Raw genomic sequence first — 25,126 nt, forward strand, 5'->3', positions numbered from 1 at the left:
TTTTCTTCTTTTGTCTTCGGTAATCTCCATTTGTTAGCCTGGACTTGGGCAGATATCTGCCCAAGGAACAAGCTAGAAACCTTCATTGTTACTTTTTAGTTGCTGTAAACTTCAATTTCTTGTTTATCTTGACGGAAGTTATACTTCACATCTAAAGCATGTGCAACAATTAGCTCTTGCTCAGCTTTGTGAGCGAATGGATCGCCGCCAGATGGACTAGAGCGATCAGGACGTCCAATGTAGCCTGTTTTCACTTTATCTCCAGCAAGTTCGAATAGAATTGGAGCCATGTAATGCCATGCACCCATATTACGAGGTTCTTCTTGAACCCAAATGATTTCTTCTAAGTTTTTAAAGTGTTTAATAATAGATTGAACTTTCTCAGCAGGGAATGGGTACAATTGCTCAATACGAACGACATGAACTTCGTCTAAGTTGTACTCATGTTTACCCGACTCGATTTCTGCTGCTAAGTCAATCGCCATTTTACCTGTGCTTAAAACAAGACGTTTTACTTTATTTGGTTTCATGCCAAGGTTTTCTTGTTCTAAAGCAGGTTGGAAACGTCCTTCGCTTAACTGACTAGCAGTTGAAAGCGTAAGTGGGTGACGTAATAAACTCTTCGGCGTCATCAATACTAATGGTCGAACAGCTTCTGTTCCTAAGATAGATGCTTGACGACGCAGGATATGGAAGTATTGAGCCGCGCTCGTTAAGTTTGCAACTGTCCAGTTATTCTCAGCAGCTAACTGTAAGAAACGCTCTGGACGTGCACTAGAGTGCTCTGGTCCTTGACCTTCATAACCGTGTGGTAATAGAAGAACTAAGCCAGATTTTTGACCCCATTTTGCTCTTCCAGCTGAAACATATTGATCAAATAATGCTTGCGCAGTATTTGAGAAGTCACCATATTGCGCTTCCCACATAACAAGAGTTTCTGGAGCGAATACGTTATAACCATATTCGTAACCAACAACAGCAGCCTCTGATAACGGACTGTTATGAACAGAGAACGATGCATTAATGTTTGGTAAGCGATGTAACGGTGAATATGTTTCATTTGTATCAGTATCGTGTAATACGATATGACGGTGTGCGAATGTACCACGCTGTGAATCTTGACCAGTTAAACGAATTGGCGTACCTTCTTGTAAAATAGAAGCGAATGCTAACGATTCAGCAAGTGCCCATTCAATTTTACCGTTCTCTTCAAGAGCATCTTTACGGCGCTCAAGAATTTTCTTCACTTTCGGATATACGTTAAATCCTTCTGGCCAAGATAGTAGACCTTCATTAATTGCACGAAGTGAGTCAATCTCAACACCAGTATCAATTGGTTGAATACCTTTTGCAACAACATCTGGTACTTTAACGTGAATTGTTGCGTCGCTCGTATCAGCTGGTGGTACTTGTGCATAGTCGGATTTTAATTGCTCTTGTGTAAACTGTGTAATTGTTTCAACCTCATCTGCATTTAGAACACCAGCAGCTTGTAATTGATCTGCATAAATTGCCCTTACAGTTGGATGGTTTTTAATTTTTTTGTACACTTGTGGTTGCGTAACTGCTGGATCATCCATTTCGTTATGACCGTAGCGGCGGTAACCAATTAAATCGATTAAGAAATCTTTTTTGAACAACATGCGATATTGAATCGCAAGGTTAGCAGCTGCAAGACAAGCTTCCGGATCATCAGCGTTCACGTGAACAATCGGAATATCGAAACCTTTTGCAAGGTCACTAGAATATTTCGTAGAACGAGAATCATAGCTATCAGTCGTAAAACCAACTGCATTGTTTGCGATAACATGAATCGTTCCGCCTGTTTGATACGCGTTCAATCTGCTTAAGTTGAGTGTCTCAGATACAATACCTTGACCAGGGAATGCAGCATCACCATGAACTAAAATTACGAATGATTTTGAAGTATCTTGATCTGGAAGACCAGATTTTTTACGATTCTCTTGAGCAGCACGTGCGAAACCTTCTACTACAGGATTCACGAACTCAAGATGACTCGGGTTATTTGCTAATGTCACGCGAGTGCTAACTTCTTCGTTACTAACGACTTGTTCTCTACCTAGGTGGTATTTCACATCGCCAGTCCAGCCAGAATTAGCCACTGCGCCTTCTATTTTTGCATGTTTGAACTCAGCAAACATGTGGCTATATGGTTTTTCTAATACGTGAGCAAGTACGCTTAGGCGACCGCGGTGAGCCATACCAATCATGACATCCTCAACGCCGTTTTTAGCACCTTCTAGAACAATTTCATCTAAAACAGGTACAAGCATATCAACGCCCTCGATAGAGAAACGTTTTTGCCCAACGAATGTTTTATGCAAGAATTGCTCGAAACCTTCAACAGCTGTTAAACGTTTTAAAAGAGCAGTTCGTTTTTTATTTGATAGTGGTTGACGCAATGAATTTGATTCCACCATTTGATGCAACCACGCGCGTTCTTCACTATCTTGTATATGAGAAAATTCATAAGCTAAAGATTTTGTATAAACGTCTTTTAATCTATGAATTACATCAAGTGCAGTGTGAATACCTTCTGGTGCATCTGGCCATACTGTTTTCGCTGGAATCGCTTTCAAGTCAGCATCGCTCAGTTCGTTCAATGCTTTCTCAAGAAGAGATTGTCCATTTGCAGCATCTTCCATCGGGTTGATGTGAGCCAACGTGTGCCCGAAAGAACGAATCTGCTCAACAAGTTGAACGACTTTAAGAATTTTTTCAATGTTACCTGTGTTTTGAGGAGAAAAATGTGTTGCTGTGTTGTCCCCTGTTACGACATCATCTTGAAACGAAGGAGCTCCAAAAATTTCAAAAAGCTCTTGTAATTCCGGATCAACAGAACCTGCTCCAGTTACGTAAAGATCATACTGTTCAATAACATAACCAAGGTTCGGACCGTGGAACTTGGCCCAAGGGTTTGTCGTTGTATTCTTCCTCGTCATTTGTTTAAACCTCCCAATGCATATAATCCTTTTCCATACAAAGGTGCATTTTGCTCTTTTTCAATAAGTAATGAATCAATAATCAATGTAAATGTTTTCTTTACTCTTATGTTATTACAATAATTTACATAATACCAAACACTATTACTTATCTGTTTTGTAAAAAAACATTCACAATAACTTATCACCCAAGTTAATCTTTCATGTTATAAAGTAATTTTACAGAAAAATGGGGTGGATATATTTGGTATGCCTATACTAATAGCTATAATTGTTGCATTTAAATATAGGTATAATAGTTAGAATGTTTCGATAAAATTAGTTTGAATTATGTATATTGAAATAATAAGCGCTTTCATAGATATTATACAACAATATAACGGAATATAGTATAAAAAATAAAAAATTATGAATTTATCGTAAACTTTATTTAGATAGTGTTAAATATTGAAAGGAAAGTGAAGGATTTCTACAAAAAAAGTTGCTAAACATAAAAAATGCTCCATAAACAGTTAGTTTCTATAAATATGACGAAAAACACCGTAAAACAAATAACGTATTTCGTGAAATAAAGAAATAAATGAAATGTTTTAAAAGGATAAAACAAATATGGAGATATTAAATTTTAAAAAAAGAAGTGAGGAGATATAGTAACAGTTATTTACAGTGTTCCGTGTTTCGCTTCAAAATAGACGTGCTGAAATTGAAAAAAAGTTTCTTCTATATAAATAGCGTGAATAATAATCAAAATATATGTAAAGGGAACTTGACGTAAAGTTTCCTTTACATATATACTCGGTATATGGAAGGAGGGAGAAATTTCCTTGGAAAATAAAATGGTCGAATACCGAAAAAAATTTGGACTATCTCAAGAAAAGTTGGCTGAGAAACTTGGAGTTTCCAGACAAACCATTATCTCAATTGAAAAAGGGAAATACGATCCATCACTTCCGCTAGCATTTGAAATAGCGAAAACATTTCAGACAACAATAGAACATGTATTTATTTATAAAGGAAAAGAAGAGGGGGAATAGGGATGAATTATTCACAAAAGTACTTTGTAATTATGGGGATTATTTTTCTATTTATGAGTGGATTTATGATATTAACAGGTATAATGACGCATTCTGCACCGCCAGCCATAACGTATCCATTGCTTGGGATGATGATTATGAGTTTCTGTCTAAGCTACTTGCACCCGCAATTTAAAGAAAAAGATGAGCGAATGAAACTTATTCGTTATAAAGGAATGTTTGTAACCTTTTTTGCGTTAACGGCATATTATCTTCTTTTCTCTATCGGCTTAAACTTAAAAATACTTACACTATCTGCTACTGAATTATTAAATATACTTATGGCACTTACAATGAGTACAGTTTTTATCTCATTTGTTGTTTTATCAAAAAGATATTAAGATGGAAGAGAGAAAGGAAGATTAACATATGCAAATGATGTATGCTTTTGGCATTGGGCTTGTATTATTTTTAGCCGTATTCTTATTTATTCGTAAAGACGTTCAAGGCGGGACGTTAACGAAACGAGGATTTTATAAATTAATCGCCTGTTTAGTTGTTATGCTTATAGCGATTATTGTAATGATTGTTTTAATAAGTCAGTCACTATAGAATGTAAAAACGGAACCTTACTTCGGTAAGGTTTTTTCTTTATTGTTCAACCTAAAAATTACCACTAAATCCATTTACTATAAATGACTTGTATTATATAATCCAATGAAATGATAGATAAGGAGTGTAGTATATGAATAAAAAAACTATCTTCTATTTATTAACTTGTCTACTACTTGTAGCTAGTACTACTTATATAATATGTAAAAAAAGAGAACAAGTGCCACCTATATTAGTATGGGACGAACAAGAATATTATGTTACGAATGAACCTGCCAAAGTAGAAGAAGTTGGGCGAAAACTTGGCGAAGTAACAAGGGAAATTAAAACAAGTAAAAAACCTACTAAAAATAGAGAATCTAATACATTACAAGAGAAAACAGAAGTATTCACAATGATTGAGGAAGAAAAAAGTGAATATCCGCCTTTAATCATAAAGGAAGCTTATAGTGATGAATATAGGGTAGTGAGGCCGATGTCGAAGCAGGTATTGTGATGAAAAGGAGAATCTTTTGTAGACAGTAATTTAGTATTCGTGGTCGTTAAGAAAAATATTTGTCTTTTCCTCCTATCGGTGCCGTTTACATTTTGATGAATAGAGGAGCAATGCAAAAGAGAGATTTCATTTTATATTTATTATTTACTGCTATGAATATATCGCTTTGGTTATCGTTTATGATTTTTGATTGGAGTATGTGGATGGTAGTAGGGCATTATATAATTGGAGCAGTTGTTATTGTTTTTTCGAATATGAATAAGAGCTAAGCCAGCAACCTTAAAGTTGCTGGTTTTTATTTTGCTATTTATAATGAAGAAACAAATTTTTAATAGAGAGTAGTGGGCGTTATGAGATGGAAAGAGGGAACGTTTGAAAAAATAGACACGAATGACTCATCTGTTGAGAAACTTATAAACACGTTTAAGGAACAAAACTTAATTGGTGGAACAATAATAAGCTGTTTTAAAGTGCATAACGAAATTTTTTTAAAAGAAATACCACATTCGAAAGATGGACATGAGCACTTCTTTAGAAGAATCTTCAACTCTTTAGACATAATCAATAACTTAGAAGAGTTAAAAATACATACATCAGACAAATATAAGTTTCGTTTTAAAGAGCAGCTGGCAGTTATGCTTGATGGTAGCATTGCTGCGCAAATTTTGTGGGGCGGAGCATATGAAGGGTTTAAGGAACGACCAGTTATCGCAAAACAATTAGCAGTCAATGTATGTCAATATATGTTCCAAGATCGATACGAAGATATTAAAGTGTTCGAAAGCTATCGCCCTTGGACAGATTGGTTTTACGATGTTGCGTGGGATGTTACTTGGATGGTGTTAGATAGTAGGGAACAGAAAATGTGGTTCATTTGTGCTACGGATACAGATTGATAGAAGAGGGACCTTGTAGGAATGCTGCAAGGCCCTTTATCTTTTGGGAATTAATAGAAAACGAATCATATAAATGCTATACTAAAAAATGTTTGTAATGTCAGTTTCATAATATTGTATGATGCTGACTTACTAGAAAAGATAAGAGGAGAATGAGCGTGCAAAAGATAAAGAGATTATTGCTATTAATGATGGTAGTAGGATTAACAGCAGGTGTTTTAGCAGGGTGTGCAAATCCGAAAGATACTACAGAAGAATTTTTAACAGCGATACAAAAAGGTGATGTAGAAAAGGCTCGTACATTTGTTGAGAGTGACAAAGAATTTAATAAACTAAATGAAAAAACAGATGATGCTGAGGCAAAAGCAATGCTAAGTGCAATTACAAAGAACTTTAAATTTGAAAAGATAGAAGAAGTATCGAAAAAGGATGACAAAGCAGAAGTGAAAGTGAAAATTACATCTGCTGATCTATCCGTTGCTGTAACAAAAGCAGTGGGAGAAGTTATGCCAATGGCGTTCGCTAGTGCCTTTAGTGAAGACAAAGAACAATCTGAAAAAGCTATCGAAAAAACAATGACCTCAACTATCGTCAAAAACTTAGCAGATAAAGATGCAGCAATGGCAACTCGCGAAGTTACCTTGAACTTAAAGAAAGACAAAGATGGTGACTATAAAATCGTTGCTGACGATAACTTGAAAGAAGTATTGTTTGCCAATGCAAAGTCTTTGGAGAAGATGTTTGGTGGGAAGTAATTGAATGAGATAAAAAAGAGACACTATATCACGTAGAAGGTTGATATGGTGTCTCTTTTTTTTATGAACCTGAAGAGGTTTGAACTCACGAAAATAATTATATAAATTCGATATTATGATTTTTTAATTTAAGACATAAAGCTAGTTGTAGCAGAGGAGGTACTGTATTCTATGTTTTCTTATGCGGATCCTATAGCGTAGAAAGGTAAAATTTCTGGACCAGATTTTAATTAGTTTTCCTTCAGTTTTAATGAGGAGGTGTACGAAGATGTTGTGACTATGTCTGCTGAATACTATTAATTGTGAAGTTAAATAAGACAACAATTTATTAGAGGAAGATTAGTTAGTTTAAGTATCAGATTTAGGTGTTTAACAGGGGTACTAATTAATTTCAGTTCTTCCATGAAAAATTAAAGAAAAAGTATGGATAAACAAATTCTTGTTTTAAGTGAATTTTGTGAATGTTGGAGGCCGCTTTAAATAGAGATGGTCAACGCTATGTAAATAATTGAGAGTGTTAAAATATGCAAAATTGCATATTAAATATTTTAAATCTTATGCTAACCTTATAATGCGAAATATAACATTTGTTGGTAATAATTAATTTTTGAAAGATAAAAAATTAATCATTACAGTGGTATACAATTCACTGTCCTATAGCATAAACAATAATAACGAAAGCTATTTGAAGTCCTTTGAAGGAAATAAGTTATTGGAAAAAATTCCATATAGGGAATTTGTTGAAATTTCAGATGTAACAAATGTCATTTTATTTTTAATGTCTGATAAAAGCGATGCCATTAGAGGGCAAAATATTGTGGTTGACTATGGATATACAATTGTATAAATAAATCATCTTGGGAATTAAGGGTGCGGATAATGAGTTTACTAATTAAAGATTTAACAAAGAAATTTGACGAGCATGTTGCAGTGAATAATTTGAATATCGAGATACCAAAAGGTGAAATATTTGGATTCTTGGGCGGGAATGGAGCAGGTAAAACGACTACATTTCGAATGATACTTGGACTTTTATCGAAATCAAGTGGGACCATTTCATGGAATGGTAAACCTATAAATTATGGTGTTACAGATAAAATTGGGTATTTGCCAGAAGAACGTGGTCTTTATGCGAAAATGACTGTCAAAGAACAAGTTAACTTTTTTGCAAAACTAAAGAACATGAAAAGTAAAGATGCAGAAAAAGAACTTCACTATTGGCTGGAGCGTTTTAATATTACTGAGCATCTGAACAAAAAGGTAGGAGAACTTTCTAAAGGGAATCAGCAAAAAATCCAGCTGATAACAGCGATTATACATAAGCCTGAACTCTTAATTTTAGATGAACCATTTAGTGGTTTAGACCCAGTAAATGTTGAAATGTTAAAAGACGCTGTTCTTGATATGCAAAAACAAGGGTCGTCAATTCTTTTTAGTTCACATCGTATGGAACATGTGGAAGAATTATGCCAACACATTTGTATTATGCACAAAGGTGTACCTGTTGTTCAGGGTGACATTGCCAAAATTAAAAGTGATTTTGGTAAAAAGAACGTTGTAATAGTTGGCGATCATGACTTTGACCATTTGAAAGAAATAAAAGGTGTAGAAAGTATGAAGAAACGTAAAAATGCAGTTACTCTTAAAATTTCATATGAAGAAGTGTCACATGTTTTATTTAAAGAGATAACAAAATTAGGGTATGTTAAAAAGTTTGCAGTAGAAGAGCCTACATTAAATGATATCTTTATTGCGAAAGTAGGTGCACAAAATGAGTAGTTTCTGGACAATTTTTTTACAAAACTATAAATCTAAAGTGAAATCAAAATCATATTTTGCTATTACAATAATAGTTTCTATGTTAATTATAGGATTGATGAATTTTGACAAGATTTATAACTTGTTTGCAGGTAACGAGGACGATCAAGTTGTTGTTGTTACAGAAAAAGAAGAATTATATTCAACCATTCATCAAGTGTTTAAAAATGTCGATAGTAAGATACAAGTTAAACGTAGCACGGATAAACAAAAAGCAGAATCAGGTGTTAAAAATGGTGATTATACATATGCAATCGTTGTAGAGGAATTGAATAATAAACAATTAAAGGCTACGTATATAACTGAGACGGATGTAAATCAGCAAGATGTTAGCAAGGTTCAAACGATTTTATCTCAAATACAATCTTCTAACTTCGCCCAGCATTTGAGTCTATCGCAAGATGAATTAAAGGTGTTAACAACGCCAGTAGAAATTCATACCAAAACGGTTTCAGATAAGGTTAAAGATGGAGAACATACTGAGGGTGTAGGAATTTTAATTAATGTCTTTATCATGCTAAATTATCTAATGATATTAATGTATGCTGCACAATTAGCAACAGATGTTGCAACAGAGAAATCTTCTCGTGTTATGGAGTTAGTTGTTTCAAGTATTTCGCCTACCAAACATTTATATGCGAAGCTATTCTCGACATTATTGGCTGGTATTACGCAAATCATAATTTGGGGCTTGGTCGCAACTGTTGGATATAAAACAGCAATTAATGATTCGAAAAATGATATTTTAAATAGTATTGATTTAAATTCTGTTGCTCCAACTCTAGTGTTTTATGGGATTCTATTCTTCACATTAGGATTCTTATTATATGGCTCATTATCTTGTCTATTTGGCTCTATCATTACGCGTATAGAGGAATCTTCTCAAGCTGTTATGCCGCTGATGTTTATGTTACTTGCTGCTTTGTATATCGCAATTTATGGAATGTCAAATCCAAGCAGCATGGTTGTTACCATTACTAGTTATGTACCTTTCTTTACTCCTATAGTTATGCTTGTACGAATTGGATTCCTTAATATTCCAGTATGGGAGATTGCGCTAGCATTAGGGATTCTAATCGCAACAATATGTATAATGATTGGTTTAACGAGTCGTGTTTACCGCGGTGGCGTATTAATATATGGTAAAGGTGCATTTAGTAATATCAAAAAGGCAATCAAGTTAGGGCAAAAATAGGATTCGTCTATTCATTTTTAAACTTAAATTTACAAAGATCTGCATAGTTAAACTGTGTAGATCTTTTTTGTTGAGAAATTTATATAAATAAATATAAAAATTGCCGTATTAGGCTATTTTTCAAAGAGAATTTTAAAAAGCTCTCAAAAGAGAGTAAAGAATCGAGTTCTAGCGAACAACGCAGAGCGATGATTAATATAATTTATGTCTTTCTCCAAAATGGAGAAAAGAAGTAGGGAAAAAATTTAGTTTTAATAATAATCATTTATTTGCTACATAAAGAAAACTCCTTAACTATCAAGGGGGTTTTCATATGACCCCGGAGAGGCTCGAACTCACGACCTCCACCCTGTCAAGGTGGCGCTCTCCCTGCTGAGCTACGGGATCCCAACTATAAATGTTACCATCAGCAATGTGTTTTCATTTCATTCGTGTAATCGGGGGATTTGTATAATCTGTTGAATATTGTAACATTTGATGTATTCCTATAATAGCAACAAACTTTAGTAGTGTAAAGATGTAATTTTCTGAATATTATCATTCTAATTTGTATATAAAAAATAAGCCCCGAAGAGCTTATTTCAATAATAATATCACCGCAATTATCAATGATATCATCAAAAATACAAGTATAAATAATGGAGCTTGTTCATGAATTATCTTCCTGTAAGTGTCATTGAAGCTGTATAAATTGTATCTACAGAACCGTCAACATTTTTAATTTCAACTTTGTAACGATATTCCCCGTTTTCTGAAAGTTGTCCACCCCAACCAGTTGTATTGTAAAATTCTTCGTTTGTTCCAGCTGGTAATTCGGAGCCGAAATTGAAGTCAGTTTCATAGTAACCCCAGCCACTTGCCCATTTCTTTTCAATAGTTACACGATAGCGCACATCTTCAGCTCTATCATTTGTGATTTTTGCAATCATATTTTGGCCGTAGCTGTACTCTGTAGCGTGTACTTGAACTGTAACACCGTTCAACGTTTCGCTAGGACCACAAATATAACGACAGAACTCGCTTGCTGCGTCAGCATGTGCTTTTGGTGTTTCAATGTTCATAACCGTTAAACCGCCTAAAGCTAATGCGCCAGTTAATAATACTTTACTAAATGCCTTCACTTGAAATTCCCCCTAAGTATATTCTCAATTCGTTCGATAGGCGTCACATTAAATAGTTTTATAAGATTAATCTAATCGAACACTTTTTTCCTCGAGTGCATTCGCTATGAATCTTTCATCTTGTAGTAATCTAATCCCTACATAAAATTTCATAGTTTTGATTCCATATATGTATCATGATTTACATAGAACAAATCTGTTAATACGTTTTGGTTATTTGCTTATTCCACTACTTTTTATTACCTTTTATTGGTAAAATGTTGATTTTATTATATACCATTATTATCTATTTACAAGAAAAAATCATACTGTATGCAAAAATGCATAATAAAAAACACTACTTGTATTCTGAATTACAGAATACAAGTAGTGTTGGGTTTCAATTAATATTTAATTGGAACTTAATGCTAACTTTTTATGTTTAACAGTATACAATATATCATCGTTAATTAAAGTCATAATTGATAAATCTTGTTCAGGGGACGCTCTTCCTGTTGAGCTATGGGATCTTTAAAAGGGAAAGTATAAGCGATTATGAGAGTAATGTATGAAGGGATAATGATGAGAAGCGAATTTAGTAGAAAGTAGTCTTTGGATGTAGAGGTTATATTATTTCCGATACCAATCCAAAGGACCTTCATCACTCAAATCAACAAGAAAAGGGAACAAGAAGTGTAAAGGTAAGCTTATAAGTTCTGGCATAGCGTTCACTGTTTTCTTTGATAGATATTGCCTCCCCAAACAATACGGACAATCTTTTTCAAATGCCACGAGTATTGACCATACATCTTTTACTTTCCACTTCGTTTTACAATACGTACAACGCGCCATTGAGTTCCTCCTTAGTTTAAGGTGTTTTCTAATATATTCTACTTTATTGTACGAAAGTCATTTGAATTTGATGTGGTAAAATGCAAAACAAGCCTAACCTCCTTCTACATTCAGGGAGGGGTTAAGCTTGTTTTAATTCCGTTCAAAGTCTCTTTGTATCAGGCTGTTTATACATTGCCTAGATAGCTTCGTGTTAAATTCGGGAGAATAATTTTTCCATCTTTACTGTATTTTTCGAATAGCTCTGATAGGAGAAAAATAAAATTTTTATACTGTTCGTCATTTTCTTTCGGAGCATAAGATGCTGATAAATTCCTTCCCAAAAACCCTTCATAATCAAAAAGTAAATCATTTTGATATTCTTTAAAATCATACTTTCCATCTTTAAAAAAGTTGTTAAATACTTCTGGAGTTTCATCTATTCCACCGCTAAAGCCTTTAAAGTTTGGACAGGTTTTCTGGCAAATTTCTGCATTCTCTTTAATAAGTGGACTAGTTAAATCTCTACTATTCCAAACAAGTGCAACATTTGCTTTTTGTTTTAAAATTCGTTGGCATTCGATTTTGAAAGCCTCTTTATTAAACCAATGAAATGCTTGGGCAACAGTTACTAAATCTACACTATTTTCTTTTAAAGTGGTATGTTCAGCAGTTGCTTTTATGGATTGAAAACGAGAATATAGTTTTAACGATTGCTCAGCGATCATCCTCATATCATCATTTGGTTCAACTCCAATAACATGTAAACCACTTTCAAGCAGCTGGTGGCTAAATATCCCCGTACCTGAACCAATATCAGCCACAATCCGATTCCCTTTCAGTTGGTTAGCTGAAAGCAAGTAATCAATATATTCATTAGGATAACTAGGGCGATATTTTGCATATATATCGGCCCTGTCAGTAAAATTTTCTGTTGTTTTCACAGTACTACCTTCTTTCTTACGATATGATGTACAGAAATAGAAATTAAATATGAATTCCGGCATCAGTCTCTAAGTCTACAACTTAAGAGTCCAGCTAAATAGAAAGCCTCAGTTTCTTTATTCAAATATCCTTTATCCGTTTAGTATACTATTTTAGATAATATCTTCCAAAAGACTATAATGGCTTACTCAATTATGTTTTAAAGTGTATATTTTTATGAATTTATTTAATAATTTATGAGCAATTGTATGCCGTATTACGTTTACGTGGGTAAGAGATTTTCATTTTTGCTATTTAAATTGGCCAATATATCCTTTTTACAATTTACTGAAAATCATGTATAACAGAGATACATGATTATTTTATCTCGCTATTTGCGGGCAGTAAGATCCCTTACCTCGAAATTCAGCAAAAGTAAAGAAGTTAGGTTCGGGTCGGAATGCCCGTAAAAGTCCGATTCGTGAGGGTTGATGAAAGTTTCACTTTATAAATATTCAGAAGTAGAGGGAGAAAAGTTGTAATGGTAAGAAAAACGTTCAAGATGCGCGTGTCTAAAAATAGAACGATTTCGATTAATGGATCGATTCTTGATGTGGATGTTACACATGATGAATTTTTACAAGAGTTTGTTGAGTGGGTTGATTCTAAAGGTTGGTCGTTTATGGGAATAACAGATGAGATTACGCCCGAGGAAGCTAGTCAAAAGTTAATAGATTCGTTGATTGATGAGAAGGATAAGAAAGAGTAATTCCTTCTTATTTTTATTGTATATTTATGTTCTTTATCGTAAAAGTATGATATAGTAAAAAATAGTGAAATTTCTTCCAATATAATACAAATTACATATGATTGGTAGATTTATTATTTTGTTAAGGAGTAAATGGAAAAGGGAGAGTCATATGGTAAATTTTAAGAAAATTTTGGTTTTTATTACAGTTATTTGTTCGTTTTTTTTGACGCCCATAACATTGCGTGCTGAGACGAATATTGGAGTAAATCCAGAACAAGTTGCACCACCACCTGCGGAAGGACCGAATGTTTTTAGTCAGTTTGCAACGACAATTGATGCGAAAACAGGAGATGTTTTGTATGATAAAAACGCATATCACCGAGCATATCCTGCTAGTACGACGAAGGTGTTAACAGCGATTTTACTCATGGAGCATACAAAGCCAGAGGATCAATTTACATTTTCACAATTGGCATTAGATCAAGAGAAGAGTAATTATCAAATTGAGTTTCAACCTGGAGAGACAATTAATAGAAATACTGCGCTTATGATTTTAATGGTGCTGAGTGCGAATGATGTGTCGTATGCGATTGCGGAGCGGATTGGCGGGAGTGTTGAGAATTTCGCTAATATGATGAATGAGAAAGCGAAGCAATTAGGAGCGAAAGATAGCCACTTTGTAACACCGAATGGATTGCATGATCCGAACCATTATACGACGCCGTATGATATGGCTATGATTACGAAGGGTGTGCAAAAGTATCCTGAAATTTTACAAGCGATGAATACGAAAAGAACGACAGTTACGACGTCTAGGCAGACGGTGTCTATTTTTAATAAATCTAATTTTTTTGAAAATCCATATAGCATTGGCGGTAAGACAGGGTTTACGAATGAAGCACGTAATACACTTGTTTTATTAAATGAGAAAGATGGAAATCGTATTATAAGCGTAGTAATGGCTTCTCAAAGACCTGAAATTTATGAAGATTTGAAGCAGATGGCGGAATATTCTTTCGGTCAATTTACGAAGCAAATGGTGCTTGATAAACATAATTGGCATCAAAAAACAACATATTTAAATAAAGATGTTAATTCTGAGTTGGAACAAAGTGTGGAGCTTATGCTTAAGAAAGATGAAGGGAAAAATGTGAAAACTATTTTCCGGGCGGCTTCATTAGATAAAGAATCTTTATATCATAAAGGAATACATCGTGGTGAGGTAGTTGGTGCAGTTGATATTACGAAAAATAATCAAACAATTGCGACGGTAAATGTTCTTTCAACAGAAGATGTCACTTTTACGATGCCTAAAAAAGATACAACTATGCCTGAAGTAAAAGACTCAAATGTGAAAGTAATAAGTGTTGGGATAGGTGCGATTATATTATTTGGAGCAATTTTATATGTAGTGTTGCGCCGAAATACAAAAGGAATGAAATCAGAAGGTAAATAAATTACTAATAAAAAGACTGTGTAAAATTTTGGCACAGTCTTTTTTCTATATTTTAAATAACTAATAATTGTAAATTTTCTTATTGCAATAACTTAAAGTTCGTTATATCATTTACTTGTGTTCTTGTTAAAGAACAAAGTGGATATTGCATACTTCAAATAATATAAAACAACGGAGAGGGAGAGAGACGATGAAATTAATATGGAAGATAATTAGCAACGCGATCTCATTTGTTTTATTTGCATTGATGGTTTTTTTAGCTTTTGTAGTTATTTCTTCAAAAGCAAGCGGTGGTGATCCGACAGTGATGGGATATCAATTTAAGAGCGTTCTTTCAGGATCAATGGAGCCGACGTTTTTAACAGGATCAATCATTGCAATAGAACCAAACAAAGATGGTTCTCAATATCAAAAAGGTGATGTTATTACCTTTAAAGAGAAAGATCAAAAAATTATCACTCACCGTATTATCGGTGTGAAAGATACAAATGGAAAAGTAATGTATGAAACAAAAGGGGATAACAACAATGGACCAGATTTAGAGCCAGTACTTGCAGAAAATGTAGTTGGAAAGTATGCAGATATTACAGTTCCGTATGTTGGTTATTTACTGAATTATGCGAATTCAAAAGCGGGAGCAGCATTGCTTCTTATTATTCCAGGAGTCTTTTTGCTTGGTTATTCCGCTATTTCTATTTTTGGTGCTATTCGTAGCATTGACGGAGAAAAGAAAGATAAAAAAGTAGAACAATCCGTCTAGTTCGTTTGGTTATACTTTCCGTTTAGGAAGTTAACAAATATATATTAAGGGGATATGGACATGACTTTAAAGAAAAAATTAGGAATGGGTATTACATCAGCAGTATTAGGAGCAGCTTTAGTTGGTGGAGGAACATTTGCATTTTTCAGTGATAAAGAAGTGTCAAACAATACATTTGCGGCTGGAACACTGGATTTAGCATTAAATCCATCAACAGTTGTTAACGTATCGAATTTAAAACCTGGGGATACAATTGAAAAAGAATTTAAACTAGAAAATAAAGGTTCTTTAGATATTAAAAAGGTTCTACTGAAAACAGATTATAATGTAGAAGATGTAAAGAAAGATAATAAAGATGATTTTGGTAAACATATTAAAGTAACATTCTTAAAAAATGTAGATAAGCATGAGACAATTGTGAAACAAACTACTTTAGATAAATTAAAAGGTGACACACTTACAGCTGTAGATAATGATTTATCGGCTTGGTTCTGGGATGAAAAAGGTATTTCAGCAGGTAAATCTGATAAATTCAAAGTGAAATTTGAGTTCGTTGATAATGGAAAAGATCAAAATCAATTCCAAGGCGATAAGTTACAATTAAATTGGACGTTTGATGCACAACAAACAGCAGGTGAAGAAAGATAATAATAAAAAGGGCTATCACATGGATAGCCCTTTTTCTATTTTTCTAGTATTTGTCTATCAATTTTAATAGTTCTTTACTATAATATAGATAATGTTCTGTATAAAGAACGTAATGTTCGATGGGAGAGATTAAGATGCTGAAAAGACCGCGTAATTTTAAAAAGATGCTTATATTGCCGTGTATGTGTTCTATTACGTTTTATTTAGGATCTCAAATTATGACGCATACAGAAGCGGCGTTCATTCATGAAACGAAAGTAGAAGCGACGCTTTCTACAGCAATTATATTTCCGAAAACAGTTAATACGTTAAAAGAGCAATCTGAGAAACATAAACAGTTTATTGAGCGTGAGTATGGAACGATGAAGGGGAAATTGAAAGCAACTTCTATTGAAGAAATAAAACAGGCGATTTCTGTATGGCAACAAGGGCGTGAGAAAATTGTTGCTGAGAAGGAAGCTCTGCAAAATGTATATACTGAAATAGAAGCTCCTTACAATCAAATACAAGAAGAATTAAAGGTAAATAAAGATGAGTCGATGCAGCAAGTGTCCGTATATGTAAATGAAGGCTTTCGCAGTATCAAAGAGAAGCGTGACTATATTGAGAAAGAAATTAGCTTGAAAGCTATTGATGAGCAAATTCAGGCTCTTCAGCAACAATTAAACGTTGCAATTGAAGCGGAAGGACAAAAGAAAGTAGAAGAACAAAAGAAAGCAGAGGAACAGAAGAAAGTAGAAGAACAAAAGAAAGCAGAGGAACAGAAGAAAGTAGAAGAACAAAAGAAAGCAGAGGAACAAAAGAAAGCAGAGGAACAAAAGAAAGCCGAAGAACAAAAGAAAGTAGAAGAACAGAAGAAAGCCGAAGAACAAAAGAAAGTAGAAGAACAGAAGAAAGTAGAAGAACAGAAAAAAGTAGAAGAGCAAAAGAAAGTGGAAGAACAGAAAAAGCTAGAAGAGCAGAAGAAAGCGGAGTAACTGCTTTAGTGAAACAGCCAGAAAACAAGAATGTGGTGTAAGAGAGAGTGAACGAATAAGCAAGACTAGTAATATTTATACGAGTGTGAGGGAACGTTAGCCCTCACCTCTTTGTTTTTCTTTTTTCTTATAGTATTAAATGATTTGAGTGTGAAAAAAGTTATAAATTATCATTATTTTTCTGAAAAGTCTAAAAAATATTGAGAAATAAAAATAACTGAAAATATTAATAAATATGTGTTGTGTTTATATAGAGTTGTTCGTTATAATGAACATAAGGTTTTTAAAAAAGAACGCATATTAGCTAAGCTAATATAGTTTTCTTTACATCTCTTATTGAAAAATAAGTGATAAAAATATAAAAAAAAGCTAGGGGGAATTGATTGTGAGTCTGAAAAAGAAATTAGGTATGGGAGTTGCATCAGCAGCATTGGGGTTAGCTTTAATTGGTGGAGGAACATTTGCATTCTTTAGCGATAAAGAAGTATCAAACAATACATTTGCAGCTGGGACGTTAGACCTTACATTAAACCCTAAGACGCTTGTAGATATTAAAGATTTAAAACCAGGGGATTCTGTTAAGAAAGAGTTCTTATTACAAAACAGCGGTTCGTTAACTATTAAAGACGTTAAATTAGCAACAAAGTATACTGTTAAAGATGCAAAAGGTGATAATGCTGGTGAAGACTTTGGTAAGCACGTTAAAGTAAAATTCCTTTGGAACTGGGATAAACAAAGTGAGCCTGTATATGAAACAACTTTAGCAGACTTACAAAAAGTTGATCCAGATCTTTTAGCTAAAGATATCTTTGCTCCTGAGTGGGGAGAAAAGGGTGGATTAGCAGCTGGTACAGAGGATTATCTATGGGTACAATTTGAATTCGTAGATGATGGAAAAGACCAAAATATCTTCCAAGGTGATACATTGAATTTAGAATGGACATTCAATGCCAACCAAGAAGCTGGGGAAGAAAAATAATAAAAAAGCGGGTATTCCCGCTTTTTTTTATAAAGAAAAAGAAGTGCTGGTTGTAAGCACTTCTTTCTATTATTATTTTTGATTTTGCTTCCACTTTGTAAATTCAAGAAATTCACGAAATTGTTCTTTGGAGACACCAGAGTTCATTGCATCTTTAACGAGTTGTGTCCATTCGGAGTCTAGGTTAGTTTCCTTTGTTGTTTCATCATGAAGTAAAGTATCAACTGGAATTTGTAGAACTGCTGCGATCTTTTCAAGAAACTGAATGGAAGGGTTTTTTTGTAAATTTCGTTCTATAGAACTAATGTAAGATTTAGCAACGCCAGCTTTTTCGGCAAGTTCAGTTAATGAAATCCCTTTTTGTAAACGAAGGCGTTTTATACGTTCTCCAATCATATTTGCGCACCTTTCTATCAATATGTAGTTGTCTTATGATGTCATTATTATAACATAAACTTCGTTAAAAAGAACAAACCTATTGAGCCTGACTGGATGGCTTCATACGTTGGAAAAATTGCTCGATGTCTTGCATGGCGATACCAGCATCTAGAGCTTCAAGTATTAAATCAATCCATTCTTGATCCAGTGCGTCTGTCTTATCTTTGTACAAATGTAATTCCTCCCTAATTATCGGTCATAATTGCTGCTACAGAATACATGATAATGCAATCGGATTTTGTGTTTTATATAGTGAATTATCAAATATTGTGTAGATGAAACAAAGATAAAATCCCCATTAAACTCCCTCTATGGAAATTATAAATTGTTCGATAAAAACTTTCAATATTTTCAGAAAACATTGTTGAATTGTGATATATTCGTATGCTAACTATGAAATTTTTACAAATATATTAAAAATATTACATAATATGACTAAATATTGAAAAAATATTGAATTTTTAATAAAATTCAATTTGTAATACATATTATTTATTAGGGGAGGAAATAAGGGATGAACAAGAAACCGTTCAAAGTTTTGTCATCAATCGCTTTAACAGCTGTATTAGGCCTTTCATTCGGAGCTGGCACTCAATCTGCATATGCTGAAACGCCTGCGAATAAAACAGCTACGAGCCCAGTTGATGATCACTTAATTCCGGAAGAACGTTTAGCAGATGCTCTAAAAAAACGTGGGGTAATTGATTCGTCAGCTTCAGAGAAAGAAACAAAGAAAGCTGTCGAAAAGTATGTAGAGAACAAAAAGGGTGAAAATCCTGGGAAAGAAGTACCAAATGGGGATCAACTTACGAAAGAAGCATCTGATTTTTTAAAGAAAGTGAAAGATGCGAAAGCAGACACGAAAGAAAAATTAGATAACCCTGCAACAGGAACACCTGCAGCGACAGGCCCAGTTAAAGGCGGTCTAAATGGTAAAGTACCAACTTCTCCAGCGAAACAAAAAGACTATAACGGTGATGTACGTAAAGATAAAGTACTCGTTTTACTTGTAGAGTACGCTGACTTTAAACATAATAATATCGACAAAGAGCCTGGATATATGTATTCTAACGATTTTAATAAAGAACATTATGAAAAAATGTTATTCGGCAACGAGCCGTTTACATTAGATGATGGAAGTAAAATTGAAACGTTTAAACAATATTACGAAGAGCAATCTGGTGGTAGTTACACAGTGGACGGAACAGTTACAAAATGGTTAACAGTTCCTGGTAAAGCTGCTGATTACGGTGCAGATGCTGCTAGCGGCGGTCATGATAATAAAGGACCAAAAGGCCCACGTGATTTAGTAAAAGATGCATTAAAAGCAGCTGTAGATAGCGGTCTTGATCTATCAGAGTTTGATCAATTTGATCAATATGATGTAAATGGTGATGGAAATAAAAATCAACCGGATGGTTTAATTGATCACTTAATGATTATTCATGCAGGTGTTGGGCAAGAAGCAGGTGGTGGTAAATTAGGTGATGATGCAATTTGGTCACATCGCTGGACAGTTGGACCAAAACCATTCGCAATTGAAGGTACACAAGCGAAAGTTCCATATTGGGGTGGAAAGATGGCAGCGTTCGACTACACAATTGAACCAGAAGATGGAGCAGTTGGTGTATTCGCGCATGAATATGGTCATGATTTAGGTTTACCAGATGAGTATGATACACAATATAGCGGTGCTGGTGAGCCAATTCAAGCTTGGTCTATCATGAGTGGCGGAAGCTGGGCTGGTAAAATTGCAGGTACAACACCAACGAGCTTATCACCACAAAATAAAGAGTTTTTCCAAAAAACAATCGGTGGTAACTGGGCAAATATCGTAGAAGTAGATTACGAGAAATTAAATAAAGGTATCGGCCTAGCAACATATTTAGACCAAAGTGTTACGAAATCTAACCGTCCAGGTATGATTCGTGTTAACTTACCAGACAAAGATATAAAAACAATTGAGCCGGCATTCGGAAAACAGTATTACTACAGCACAAAAGGTGATGATCTTCATACGAAGATGGAAACACCACTGTTCGATTTAACAAATGCAACGACTGCAAAATTTGACTTCAAATCATTATATGAAATTGAAGCAGAGTATGATTTCCTTGAAGTACACGCTGTAACGGAAGATGGTCAACAAACGTTAATTGAAAGACTTGGTGAGAAAGCAAATAGTGGAAATGCAGATTCGACAAATGGAAAATGGATTGATAAATCATATGATTTAAGCCAGTTCAAAGGTAAGAAAGTAAAATTAACATTTGATTACATTACTGATGGTGGTTTAGCATTAAATGGTTTCTTACTTGATAATGCTTCATTAACAGTAGATGATAAAGTAGTATTCTCTGATGACGCAGAAGGTACGCCACAATTCAAATTAGATGGTTTTGCTGTTTCTAACGGAACAGAGAAGAAAAGCCATAACTACTATGTTGAGTGGAGAAACTATGCTGGTTCAGATAACGCGTTAAAATTTGCACGTGGTCCAGTATATAACGCTGGTATGGTTGTATGGTATGCAGATTCAGCTTACACAGATAACTGGGTAGGTGTACATCCAGGACACGGTTTCCTAGGTGTAGTTGATTCTCATCCAGAAGCAATTGTAGGAACTTTAAATGGTAAACCGACAGTGGAAAGTAGTACGCGATTCCAAATCGCAGATGCGGCGTTCTCATTCGATAAAACGCCAGCTTGGAAAGTTGTATCTCCAACGCGTGGAACGTATACGTATGATGGTTTAGCAGGTGTACCGAAGTTTGATGATTCTAAAACGTATATTAATCAACAGATTCCAGATGCAGGACGTATTTTACCGAAGCTTGGTCTGAAGTTTGAAGTAGTAGGACAAGCTGATGATAATTCTGCAGGTGCTGTTCGTTTATATCGTTAATACTGTAAAACTACCGAGAGATTTTCTTTCGGTAGTTTTTTTGTGAGCAATGAATTTTATATAGCTGAAAAAGTCATATATAATGTAACCTTAAGAATAGAAATTTGTTATATATGAAGTCTATATAAATAATGAAAGAATTGGATAAAAATAGTGGGAGAAGGTGAGTGAATGAGTATTTCCTCTATTGTAAGTAGGCAAAAGGAATATTTTTTAAAAGGGCATACGAGAAGCATCGAAATGCGAAAGAATAATTTGAAGAAGCTTTATGAAGGCATTCAGCATTTTGAAGAAGAAATATTTCAGGCATTGAAATTAGATTTAAATAAGTCAGTTCACGAGTCGTTTACAACGGAAGTTGGATATGTATTAAAAGAAATTTCCTTTCAATTGAAACATATGTCATCGTGGAGTAAACCGAAACGAGTTCGAACAGCACTTACTCATTTTGGATCAAAAGGAAAAGTAGTGCCAGAACCGTATGGTGTGACACTTATTATTGCACCGTGGAACTATCCTTTTCAATTAGCAATTGCACCACTTGTAGGAGCACTGGCAGCTGGAAATACAATCGTTTTAAAGCCGTCAGAGTTAACACCAAGCGTTTCAAAAGTGCTTAAGAGAATGTTAGATGAATTATTCCCAGAAGAGCTTGTAGCGGTAGTAGAAGGTGGCGTTGAAGAGAGTACATCTTTGCTGAGGGAACCATTTGATTATATTTTCTTTACTGGTAGTGTTGGCGTTGGAAAAGTTGTAATGGAAGCAGCAGCGAAACAGTTGACGCCGCTCACTTTAGAACTTGGCGGGAAAAGTCCTTGTATTGTACATAAAGATGCAAAGATAGAGATGACAGCAAGAAGAATTGTTTGGGGTAAGTTTTTAAATGCAGGGCAGACGTGTGTAGCGCCTGATTATATGTATGTGCATTCTTCCGTGAAAGAAAAGCTAATTGAGGCACTGCGACATGAAATTATAGAGCAGTATAGTAAAGAACCTTTGCAAAATGAAAATTATGTGCGTATTGTAAGTGAGCGTCATTTCGAAAGATTATGTGGATTTTTACAAGATGGTCAAGTCGTAATTGGTGGAAACTATAAGAAAGATACATTACATATTGAACCGACAGTACTAGCGAATATTACATGGAAAGATACTGTTATGGAAGACGAAATTTTTGGTCCGATTTTACCAATCATAGAGTACGACAACATAGAAGATGTAATTGGCACAATCCAGCAACATCCGAAGCCGTTAGCGTTATATGTATTTTCTGAAGATAAAGAAGTACAAAAGAAAGTGACGAGTAATATTTCATATGGTGGAGGCTGTATTAATGATGTTGTCTATCATCTTGCCACGCCATATTTACCTTTTGGGGGTGTTGGAAGTAGTGGATTAGGGGGTTATCATGGGAAAGAAAGTTTTCGGACTTTTTCACATTATAAAAGCATTTTAGCCCAATCTACAGCATTCGACATGAAAATTCGTTACTCTTCTACAAAAAGTGCTTTAAAATTCATACGAAAGTTGTTAAAATGATGATGGTGTTTATCAGTAGGCGTAGCCGTATGATAATAGCCCCTTCGCAATGGAAGGGGTTTTTCTGTTCGACGTTATGTATCATGCGAAAATGAATCAAACATACTACATAAAGAATAGAAACGAACGCTTGTTAAATAACCATTTTTGTTTGGATCGAAACAAAAAATAGTCTATAGAACATAAATATTTATTCATGAATATAAAAATTTAAAATTTAAGGTAGATAGGACGGGAAAATGAAAAAGATTATTAAAGTTGAAGCAGTTGAAAAACATTTTGGAAATCAAGTGATTATCCCACCTCTTTCTTTAGATATTAAAGAGGGAGAGTTTTTAACAATTTTAGGGCCGAGTGGCTGCGGGAAAACGACTTTACTTCGTATGATCGCAGGATTTGAAACTCCAACTAAAGGGAATCTTTTATTAGATGATGAAAGAATTAACGATTTGCCGCCATATAAGCGTCATATGAACCTAGTGTTCCAACATTACGCACTATTCCCACATATGACAGTAGAGAAGAATATTTGTTTTGGTATGAAAATGCAGAAAGTATCAGCAGCAGAGCAGAAAGAGCGTGCTGAAGAGGCAATGCGTTTAACGCAGTTACTTGAGTTCCGTAATCGTAAACCTGCGAAGCTTTCTGGTGGACAACAGCAGCGTGTTGCAATTGCAAGAGCGATTGTAAATAATCCGCGTGTATTACTATTAGATGAGCCACTTGGAGCGCTTGACTTTAAGTTACGAAAAGACTTGCAACGTGAATTGAAAAACTTACAACGTAATTTAGGAATTACGTTCATATACGTAACGCACGATCAAGAAGAAGCAATGAGCATGAGCGATCGTATTGTCGTTATGAATAAAGGACATATCGAACAAATCGGAACGCCGAAAGAAATTTATAATAAGCCGAAAACATTGTTCGTTGCGACATTCATCGGTGAAAATAATATTGTGAAGAACGGGGAAGGCTATGTAGCAATTCGCCCTGAAAATGTAAAAGTACGTTCGGTTGAAGAACCAATTTTAAAAGAATACCATCTTGGACATATTGAAGATATTGAGTTTGTCGGAAATATGGAGAAGCTTTATGTACGTGATGAGAAAACATCAGAATTACTAATGGCATATCAAACTGCTGAAGAGGCAGCGCAGTGGAGCATTGGAGATAATGTATATGTAGGCTGGGAGCAAGAGGACGAGGTGACCTTAAATTGAAAAAAGGGAAATTACTCGCACTACCTACAGTCGCGTGGCTGCTAATTTTCTTCCTAATCCCGCTCGTATTCGTATTAGGATTCGCCTTCATGCAGCGCGGAGCTTACGGGACAGTAGAAATGCAATTTACGCTGGAGAATATATCCCGTGTATTTGATCCATTGTACTTAGGAACGTTATGGGAAACTGTTAAGATCGCAGTTATTACAACAGTAATATGTTTATTAATTGGTTATCCGTTTGCGTATACAATTACAATTGTTGACCGCAAATACCGCTCTATTCTTTTATTATTGGCAACGATCCCGTTTTGGATTAACTTTCTTGTTCGTTCATACGCATGGATTGTTATTTTACGTTCACAAGGTCTTGTGAATACGTTGTTATTAAAGCTTGGCATTATTAGTGAACCGTTAAATTTATTATATAATACTCCTTCTGTAATACTCGGAATGGTCTATTCTTTATTACCATTTATGATTTTACCAGTGTATGCAGCAATTGAGCAGCTGGATAAGCGTAAGCTAGAAGCGGCTTATGATTTAGGAGCAACACCAATAAAGGCATTTTGGAATATAACAGTGCCGATGACGATGTCAGGAATTGCGACTGGTTCTATTTTAGTATTCGTTTCTTCTATCGGAATGTTTGTTGTATCAGACGTGATGGGCGGATCGAAAGTAGCATTAATCGGAAACGTTATTCAAAATCAATTCTTAGGTGCACGTGACTGGCCGTTTGGATCTGCGTTATCGATTATCGTTGTTCTATTCTCTGTTCTGTTAATTTACTTATATTATCGTGCAACGAAAGTATATAAATATAATGAGAACGGAGGGGAATAGGC

Annotated in this window: 26 protein-coding genes and 1 tRNA gene; 20 read left to right on the forward strand and 7 right to left on the reverse strand. The window is 34.7% G+C overall.

Features of this window, described 5'->3' with window-relative positions; genetic code table 11:
• Positions 1 to 95: 95 nt before the first annotated feature.
• On the reverse strand, positions 96 to 2,963 hold the full coding sequence (odhA, locus tag ACTL4X_RS06465) for a 2-oxoglutarate dehydrogenase E1 component (protein WP_086402123.1): 2,868 nt from the start codon (positions 2,961 to 2,963) through the stop codon (positions 96 to 98).
• An 824-nt stretch (positions 2,964 to 3,787) separates the two neighbouring features.
• On the opposite strand from odhA, the gene ACTL4X_RS06470 reads away from it, so the two are divergent.
• The 10 genes from ACTL4X_RS06470 to ACTL4X_RS06515 all read left to right on the forward strand — a co-directional run bounded on the left by ACTL4X_RS06470 (position 3,788) and on the right by ACTL4X_RS06515 (position 9,748).
• Positions 3,788 to 3,997, forward strand: a complete 210-nt coding sequence (locus tag ACTL4X_RS06470) for a helix-turn-helix transcriptional regulator (protein ID WP_000428513.1) — start codon at positions 3,788 to 3,790, stop codon at positions 3,995 to 3,997.
• A gap of 2 nt (positions 3,998 to 3,999) precedes the next feature.
• Positions 4,000 to 4,377 carry a hypothetical protein gene (locus ACTL4X_RS06475; protein WP_001109902.1) on the forward strand — a complete coding sequence of 126 codons (378 nt, stop codon included), beginning with the start codon at positions 4,000 to 4,002 and terminating at the stop codon, positions 4,375 to 4,377.
• Positions 4,378 to 4,405: 28 nt separating this feature from the next.
• Entirely contained in the window at positions 4,406 to 4,588 is a 183-nt protein-coding gene (locus ACTL4X_RS06480; RefSeq protein WP_001178291.1) for a DUF3976 domain-containing protein, read from the forward strand.
• A 133-nt stretch (positions 4,589 to 4,721) separates the two neighbouring features.
• Complete coding sequence (locus ACTL4X_RS06485; protein ID WP_086402124.1) at positions 4,722 to 5,084, forward strand: hypothetical protein; 363 nt, start codon at positions 4,722 to 4,724, stop codon at positions 5,082 to 5,084.
• 110 nt (positions 5,085 to 5,194) lie between these two features.
• Entirely contained in the window at positions 5,195 to 5,353 is a 159-nt protein-coding gene (locus ACTL4X_RS06490; protein ID WP_172605243.1) for a hypothetical protein, read from the forward strand.
• Positions 5,354 to 5,434: 81 nt separating this feature from the next.
• Positions 5,435 to 5,980, forward strand: coding sequence for a hypothetical protein (locus tag ACTL4X_RS06495; protein WP_140161685.1), 546 nt, complete (start codon positions 5,435 to 5,437; stop codon positions 5,978 to 5,980).
• A gap of 158 nt (positions 5,981 to 6,138) precedes the next feature.
• Entirely contained in the window at positions 6,139 to 6,735 is a 597-nt protein-coding gene (locus tag ACTL4X_RS06500; RefSeq protein ID WP_001169494.1) for a DUF4878 domain-containing protein, read from the forward strand.
• A 712-nt stretch (positions 6,736 to 7,447) separates the two neighbouring features.
• Positions 7,448 to 7,582, forward strand: a complete 135-nt coding sequence (locus tag ACTL4X_RS06505) for an SDR family oxidoreductase (protein ID WP_231690743.1) — start codon at positions 7,448 to 7,450, stop codon at positions 7,580 to 7,582.
• 32 nt (positions 7,583 to 7,614) lie between these two features.
• Positions 7,615 to 8,514 (forward strand): ABC transporter ATP-binding protein, encoded by a 900-nt coding sequence (locus ACTL4X_RS06510; RefSeq protein WP_000054722.1) that lies wholly within the window; start codon positions 7,615 to 7,617, stop codon positions 8,512 to 8,514.
• Positions 8,507 to 9,748 carry an ABC transporter permease gene (locus ACTL4X_RS06515; protein ID WP_086402128.1) on the forward strand — a complete coding sequence of 414 codons (1,242 nt, stop codon included), beginning with the start codon at positions 8,507 to 8,509 and terminating at the stop codon, positions 9,746 to 9,748. Before ACTL4X_RS06510 ends, ACTL4X_RS06515 begins: the two co-directional genes overlap by 8 nt.
• A gap of 314 nt (positions 9,749 to 10,062) precedes the next feature.
• On the opposite strand, the gene ACTL4X_RS06520 is transcribed toward ACTL4X_RS06515, so the two are convergent.
• The 4 genes from ACTL4X_RS06520 to ACTL4X_RS06535 all read right to left on the reverse strand — a co-directional run bounded on the left by ACTL4X_RS06520 (position 10,063) and on the right by ACTL4X_RS06535 (position 12,623).
• Positions 10,063 to 10,135 (reverse strand) — tRNA-Val (locus tag ACTL4X_RS06520).
• A 269-nt stretch (positions 10,136 to 10,404) separates the two neighbouring features.
• Positions 10,405 to 10,869: a hypothetical protein gene (locus ACTL4X_RS06525; protein WP_071741054.1), complete on the reverse strand. Its 465-nt coding sequence runs from the start codon at positions 10,867 to 10,869 to the stop codon at positions 10,405 to 10,407.
• A gap of 609 nt (positions 10,870 to 11,478) precedes the next feature.
• Positions 11,479 to 11,700, reverse strand: coding sequence for a hypothetical protein (locus ACTL4X_RS06530; RefSeq protein ID WP_060852289.1), 222 nt, complete (start codon positions 11,698 to 11,700; stop codon positions 11,479 to 11,481).
• 167 nt (positions 11,701 to 11,867) lie between these two features.
• Complete coding sequence (locus tag ACTL4X_RS06535) at positions 11,868 to 12,623, reverse strand: class I SAM-dependent methyltransferase (RefSeq protein ID WP_441395010.1); 756 nt, start codon at positions 12,621 to 12,623, stop codon at positions 11,868 to 11,870.
• A gap of 521 nt (positions 12,624 to 13,144) precedes the next feature.
• On the opposite strand from ACTL4X_RS06535, the gene ACTL4X_RS06540 reads away from it, so the two are divergent.
• The 6 genes from ACTL4X_RS06540 (at position 13,145) to calY (ending at position 18,174) form a co-directional block, all read left to right on the forward strand.
• Positions 13,145 to 13,372, forward strand: coding sequence for a hypothetical protein (locus tag ACTL4X_RS06540; protein ID WP_000251856.1), 228 nt, complete (start codon positions 13,145 to 13,147; stop codon positions 13,370 to 13,372).
• A 151-nt stretch (positions 13,373 to 13,523) separates the two neighbouring features.
• Positions 13,524 to 14,810, forward strand: a complete 1,287-nt coding sequence (locus tag ACTL4X_RS06545) for a D-alanyl-D-alanine carboxypeptidase family protein (protein ID WP_078385838.1) — start codon at positions 13,524 to 13,526, stop codon at positions 14,808 to 14,810.
• A gap of 190 nt (positions 14,811 to 15,000) precedes the next feature.
• The gene (sipW, locus tag ACTL4X_RS06550) at positions 15,001 to 15,570 is read left to right on the forward strand and encodes a signal peptidase I SipW (RefSeq protein WP_000767795.1); all 570 of its coding nucleotides are present in this window, start codon (positions 15,001 to 15,003) and stop codon (positions 15,568 to 15,570) included.
• A 60-nt stretch (positions 15,571 to 15,630) separates the two neighbouring features.
• Positions 15,631 to 16,218 (forward strand): CalY family protein, encoded by a 588-nt coding sequence (locus ACTL4X_RS06555; protein ID WP_000172852.1) that lies wholly within the window; start codon positions 15,631 to 15,633, stop codon positions 16,216 to 16,218.
• A gap of 134 nt (positions 16,219 to 16,352) precedes the next feature.
• Complete coding sequence (locus tag ACTL4X_RS06560; RefSeq protein ID WP_000919953.1) at positions 16,353 to 17,195, forward strand: DUF4047 domain-containing protein; 843 nt, start codon at positions 16,353 to 16,355, stop codon at positions 17,193 to 17,195.
• A 385-nt stretch (positions 17,196 to 17,580) separates the two neighbouring features.
• A complete protein-coding gene (gene calY, locus ACTL4X_RS06565; protein WP_000053713.1) occupies positions 17,581 to 18,174 on the forward strand; it encodes a biofilm matrix protein CalY in 594 nt (197 codons plus the stop codon).
• A 72-nt stretch (positions 18,175 to 18,246) separates the two neighbouring features.
• Here calY and ACTL4X_RS06570 read toward each other — a convergent pair whose 3' ends face one another.
• Together ACTL4X_RS06570 and ACTL4X_RS06575 are read right to left on the reverse strand one after the other, a co-directional pair.
• On the reverse strand, positions 18,247 to 18,570 hold the full coding sequence (locus tag ACTL4X_RS06570; RefSeq protein ID WP_000578885.1) for a helix-turn-helix domain-containing protein: 324 nt from the start codon (positions 18,568 to 18,570) through the stop codon (positions 18,247 to 18,249).
• Between the two features lie 79 nt (positions 18,571 to 18,649).
• Positions 18,650 to 18,784, reverse strand: a complete 135-nt coding sequence (locus ACTL4X_RS06575; RefSeq protein ID WP_000276219.1) for an anti-repressor SinI family protein — start codon at positions 18,782 to 18,784, stop codon at positions 18,650 to 18,652.
• A 342-nt stretch (positions 18,785 to 19,126) separates the two neighbouring features.
• Here ACTL4X_RS06575 and inhA1 point away from each other — a divergent pair, with 342 nt between their 5' ends.
• From inhA1 to potB, 4 genes are all read left to right on the forward strand, one after another.
• Positions 19,127 to 21,517 (forward strand): M6 family metalloprotease immune inhibitor InhA1, encoded by a 2,391-nt coding sequence (gene inhA1 / locus ACTL4X_RS06580; RefSeq protein ID WP_001035936.1) that lies wholly within the window; start codon positions 19,127 to 19,129, stop codon positions 21,515 to 21,517.
• A gap of 171 nt (positions 21,518 to 21,688) precedes the next feature.
• Positions 21,689 to 23,056: an aldehyde dehydrogenase gene (locus ACTL4X_RS06585; protein WP_017657917.1), complete on the forward strand. Its 1,368-nt coding sequence runs from the start codon at positions 21,689 to 21,691 to the stop codon at positions 23,054 to 23,056.
• Between the two features lie 239 nt (positions 23,057 to 23,295).
• A complete protein-coding gene (potA, locus tag ACTL4X_RS06590) occupies positions 23,296 to 24,279 on the forward strand; it encodes a spermidine/putrescine ABC transporter ATP-binding protein PotA (protein ID WP_000720333.1) in 984 nt (327 codons plus the stop codon).
• The gene (gene potB, locus ACTL4X_RS06595; RefSeq protein WP_000715500.1) at positions 24,276 to 25,124 is read left to right on the forward strand and encodes a spermidine/putrescine ABC transporter permease PotB; all 849 of its coding nucleotides are present in this window, start codon (positions 24,276 to 24,278) and stop codon (positions 25,122 to 25,124) included. Before potA ends, potB begins: the two co-directional genes overlap by 4 nt.
• Positions 25,125 to 25,126: the final 2 nt, after the last annotated feature.

It is taken from the genome of Bacillus sp. RE35, from assembly GCF_052146655.1.
Classification (GTDB): domain Bacteria; phylum Bacillota; class Bacilli; order Bacillales; family Bacillaceae_G; genus Bacillus_A; species Bacillus_A cereus.

Excerpts from the sequence above, each read along its gene's own strand:
- potA (WP_000720333.1), top strand. The coding sequence starts at position 23,296 with ATGAAAAAGATTATTAAAGTTGAAGCAGTTGAAAAACATTTTGGAAAT.
- ACTL4X_RS06480 (WP_001178291.1), top strand. The coding sequence starts at position 4,406 with ATGCAAATGATGTATGCTTTTGGCATTGGGCTTGTATTATTTTTAGCC.
- ACTL4X_RS06555 (WP_000172852.1), top strand. The coding sequence starts at position 15,631 with ATGACTTTAAAGAAAAAATTAGGAATGGGTATTACATCAGCAGTATTA.
- sipW (WP_000767795.1), top strand. The coding sequence starts at position 15,001 with ATGAAATTAATATGGAAGATAATTAGCAACGCGATCTCATTTGTTTTA.
- ACTL4X_RS06475 (WP_001109902.1), top strand. The coding sequence starts at position 4,000 with ATGAATTATTCACAAAAGTACTTTGTAATTATGGGGATTATTTTTCTA.
- ACTL4X_RS06560 (WP_000919953.1), top strand. The coding sequence starts at position 16,353 with ATGCTGAAAAGACCGCGTAATTTTAAAAAGATGCTTATATTGCCGTGT.
- inhA1 (WP_001035936.1), top strand. The coding sequence starts at position 19,127 with ATGAACAAGAAACCGTTCAAAGTTTTGTCATCAATCGCTTTAACAGCT.
- ACTL4X_RS06515 (WP_086402128.1), top strand. The coding sequence starts at position 8,507 with ATGAGTAGTTTCTGGACAATTTTTTTACAAAACTATAAATCTAAAGTG.
- ACTL4X_RS06495 (WP_140161685.1), top strand. The coding sequence starts at position 5,435 with ATGAGATGGAAAGAGGGAACGTTTGAAAAAATAGACACGAATGACTCA.
- ACTL4X_RS06545 (WP_078385838.1), top strand. The coding sequence starts at position 13,524 with ATGGTAAATTTTAAGAAAATTTTGGTTTTTATTACAGTTATTTGTTCG.
- ACTL4X_RS06540 (WP_000251856.1), top strand. The coding sequence starts at position 13,145 with ATGGTAAGAAAAACGTTCAAGATGCGCGTGTCTAAAAATAGAACGATT.
- ACTL4X_RS06490 (WP_172605243.1), top strand. The coding sequence starts at position 5,195 with ATGCAAAAGAGAGATTTCATTTTATATTTATTATTTACTGCTATGAAT.
- ACTL4X_RS06530 (WP_060852289.1), bottom strand. The coding sequence starts at position 11,700 with ATGGCGCGTTGTACGTATTGTAAAACGAAGTGGAAAGTAAAAGATGTA.
- ACTL4X_RS06585 (WP_017657917.1), top strand. The coding sequence starts at position 21,689 with ATGAGTATTTCCTCTATTGTAAGTAGGCAAAAGGAATATTTTTTAAAA.
- ACTL4X_RS06570 (WP_000578885.1), bottom strand. The coding sequence starts at position 18,570 with ATGATTGGAGAACGTATAAAACGCCTTCGTTTACAAAAAGGGATTTCA.
- odhA (WP_086402123.1), bottom strand. The coding sequence starts at position 2,963 with ATGACGAGGAAGAATACAACGACAAACCCTTGGGCCAAGTTCCACGGT.
- ACTL4X_RS06510 (WP_000054722.1), top strand. The coding sequence starts at position 7,615 with ATGAGTTTACTAATTAAAGATTTAACAAAGAAATTTGACGAGCATGTT.
- ACTL4X_RS06485 (WP_086402124.1), top strand. The coding sequence starts at position 4,722 with ATGAATAAAAAAACTATCTTCTATTTATTAACTTGTCTACTACTTGTA.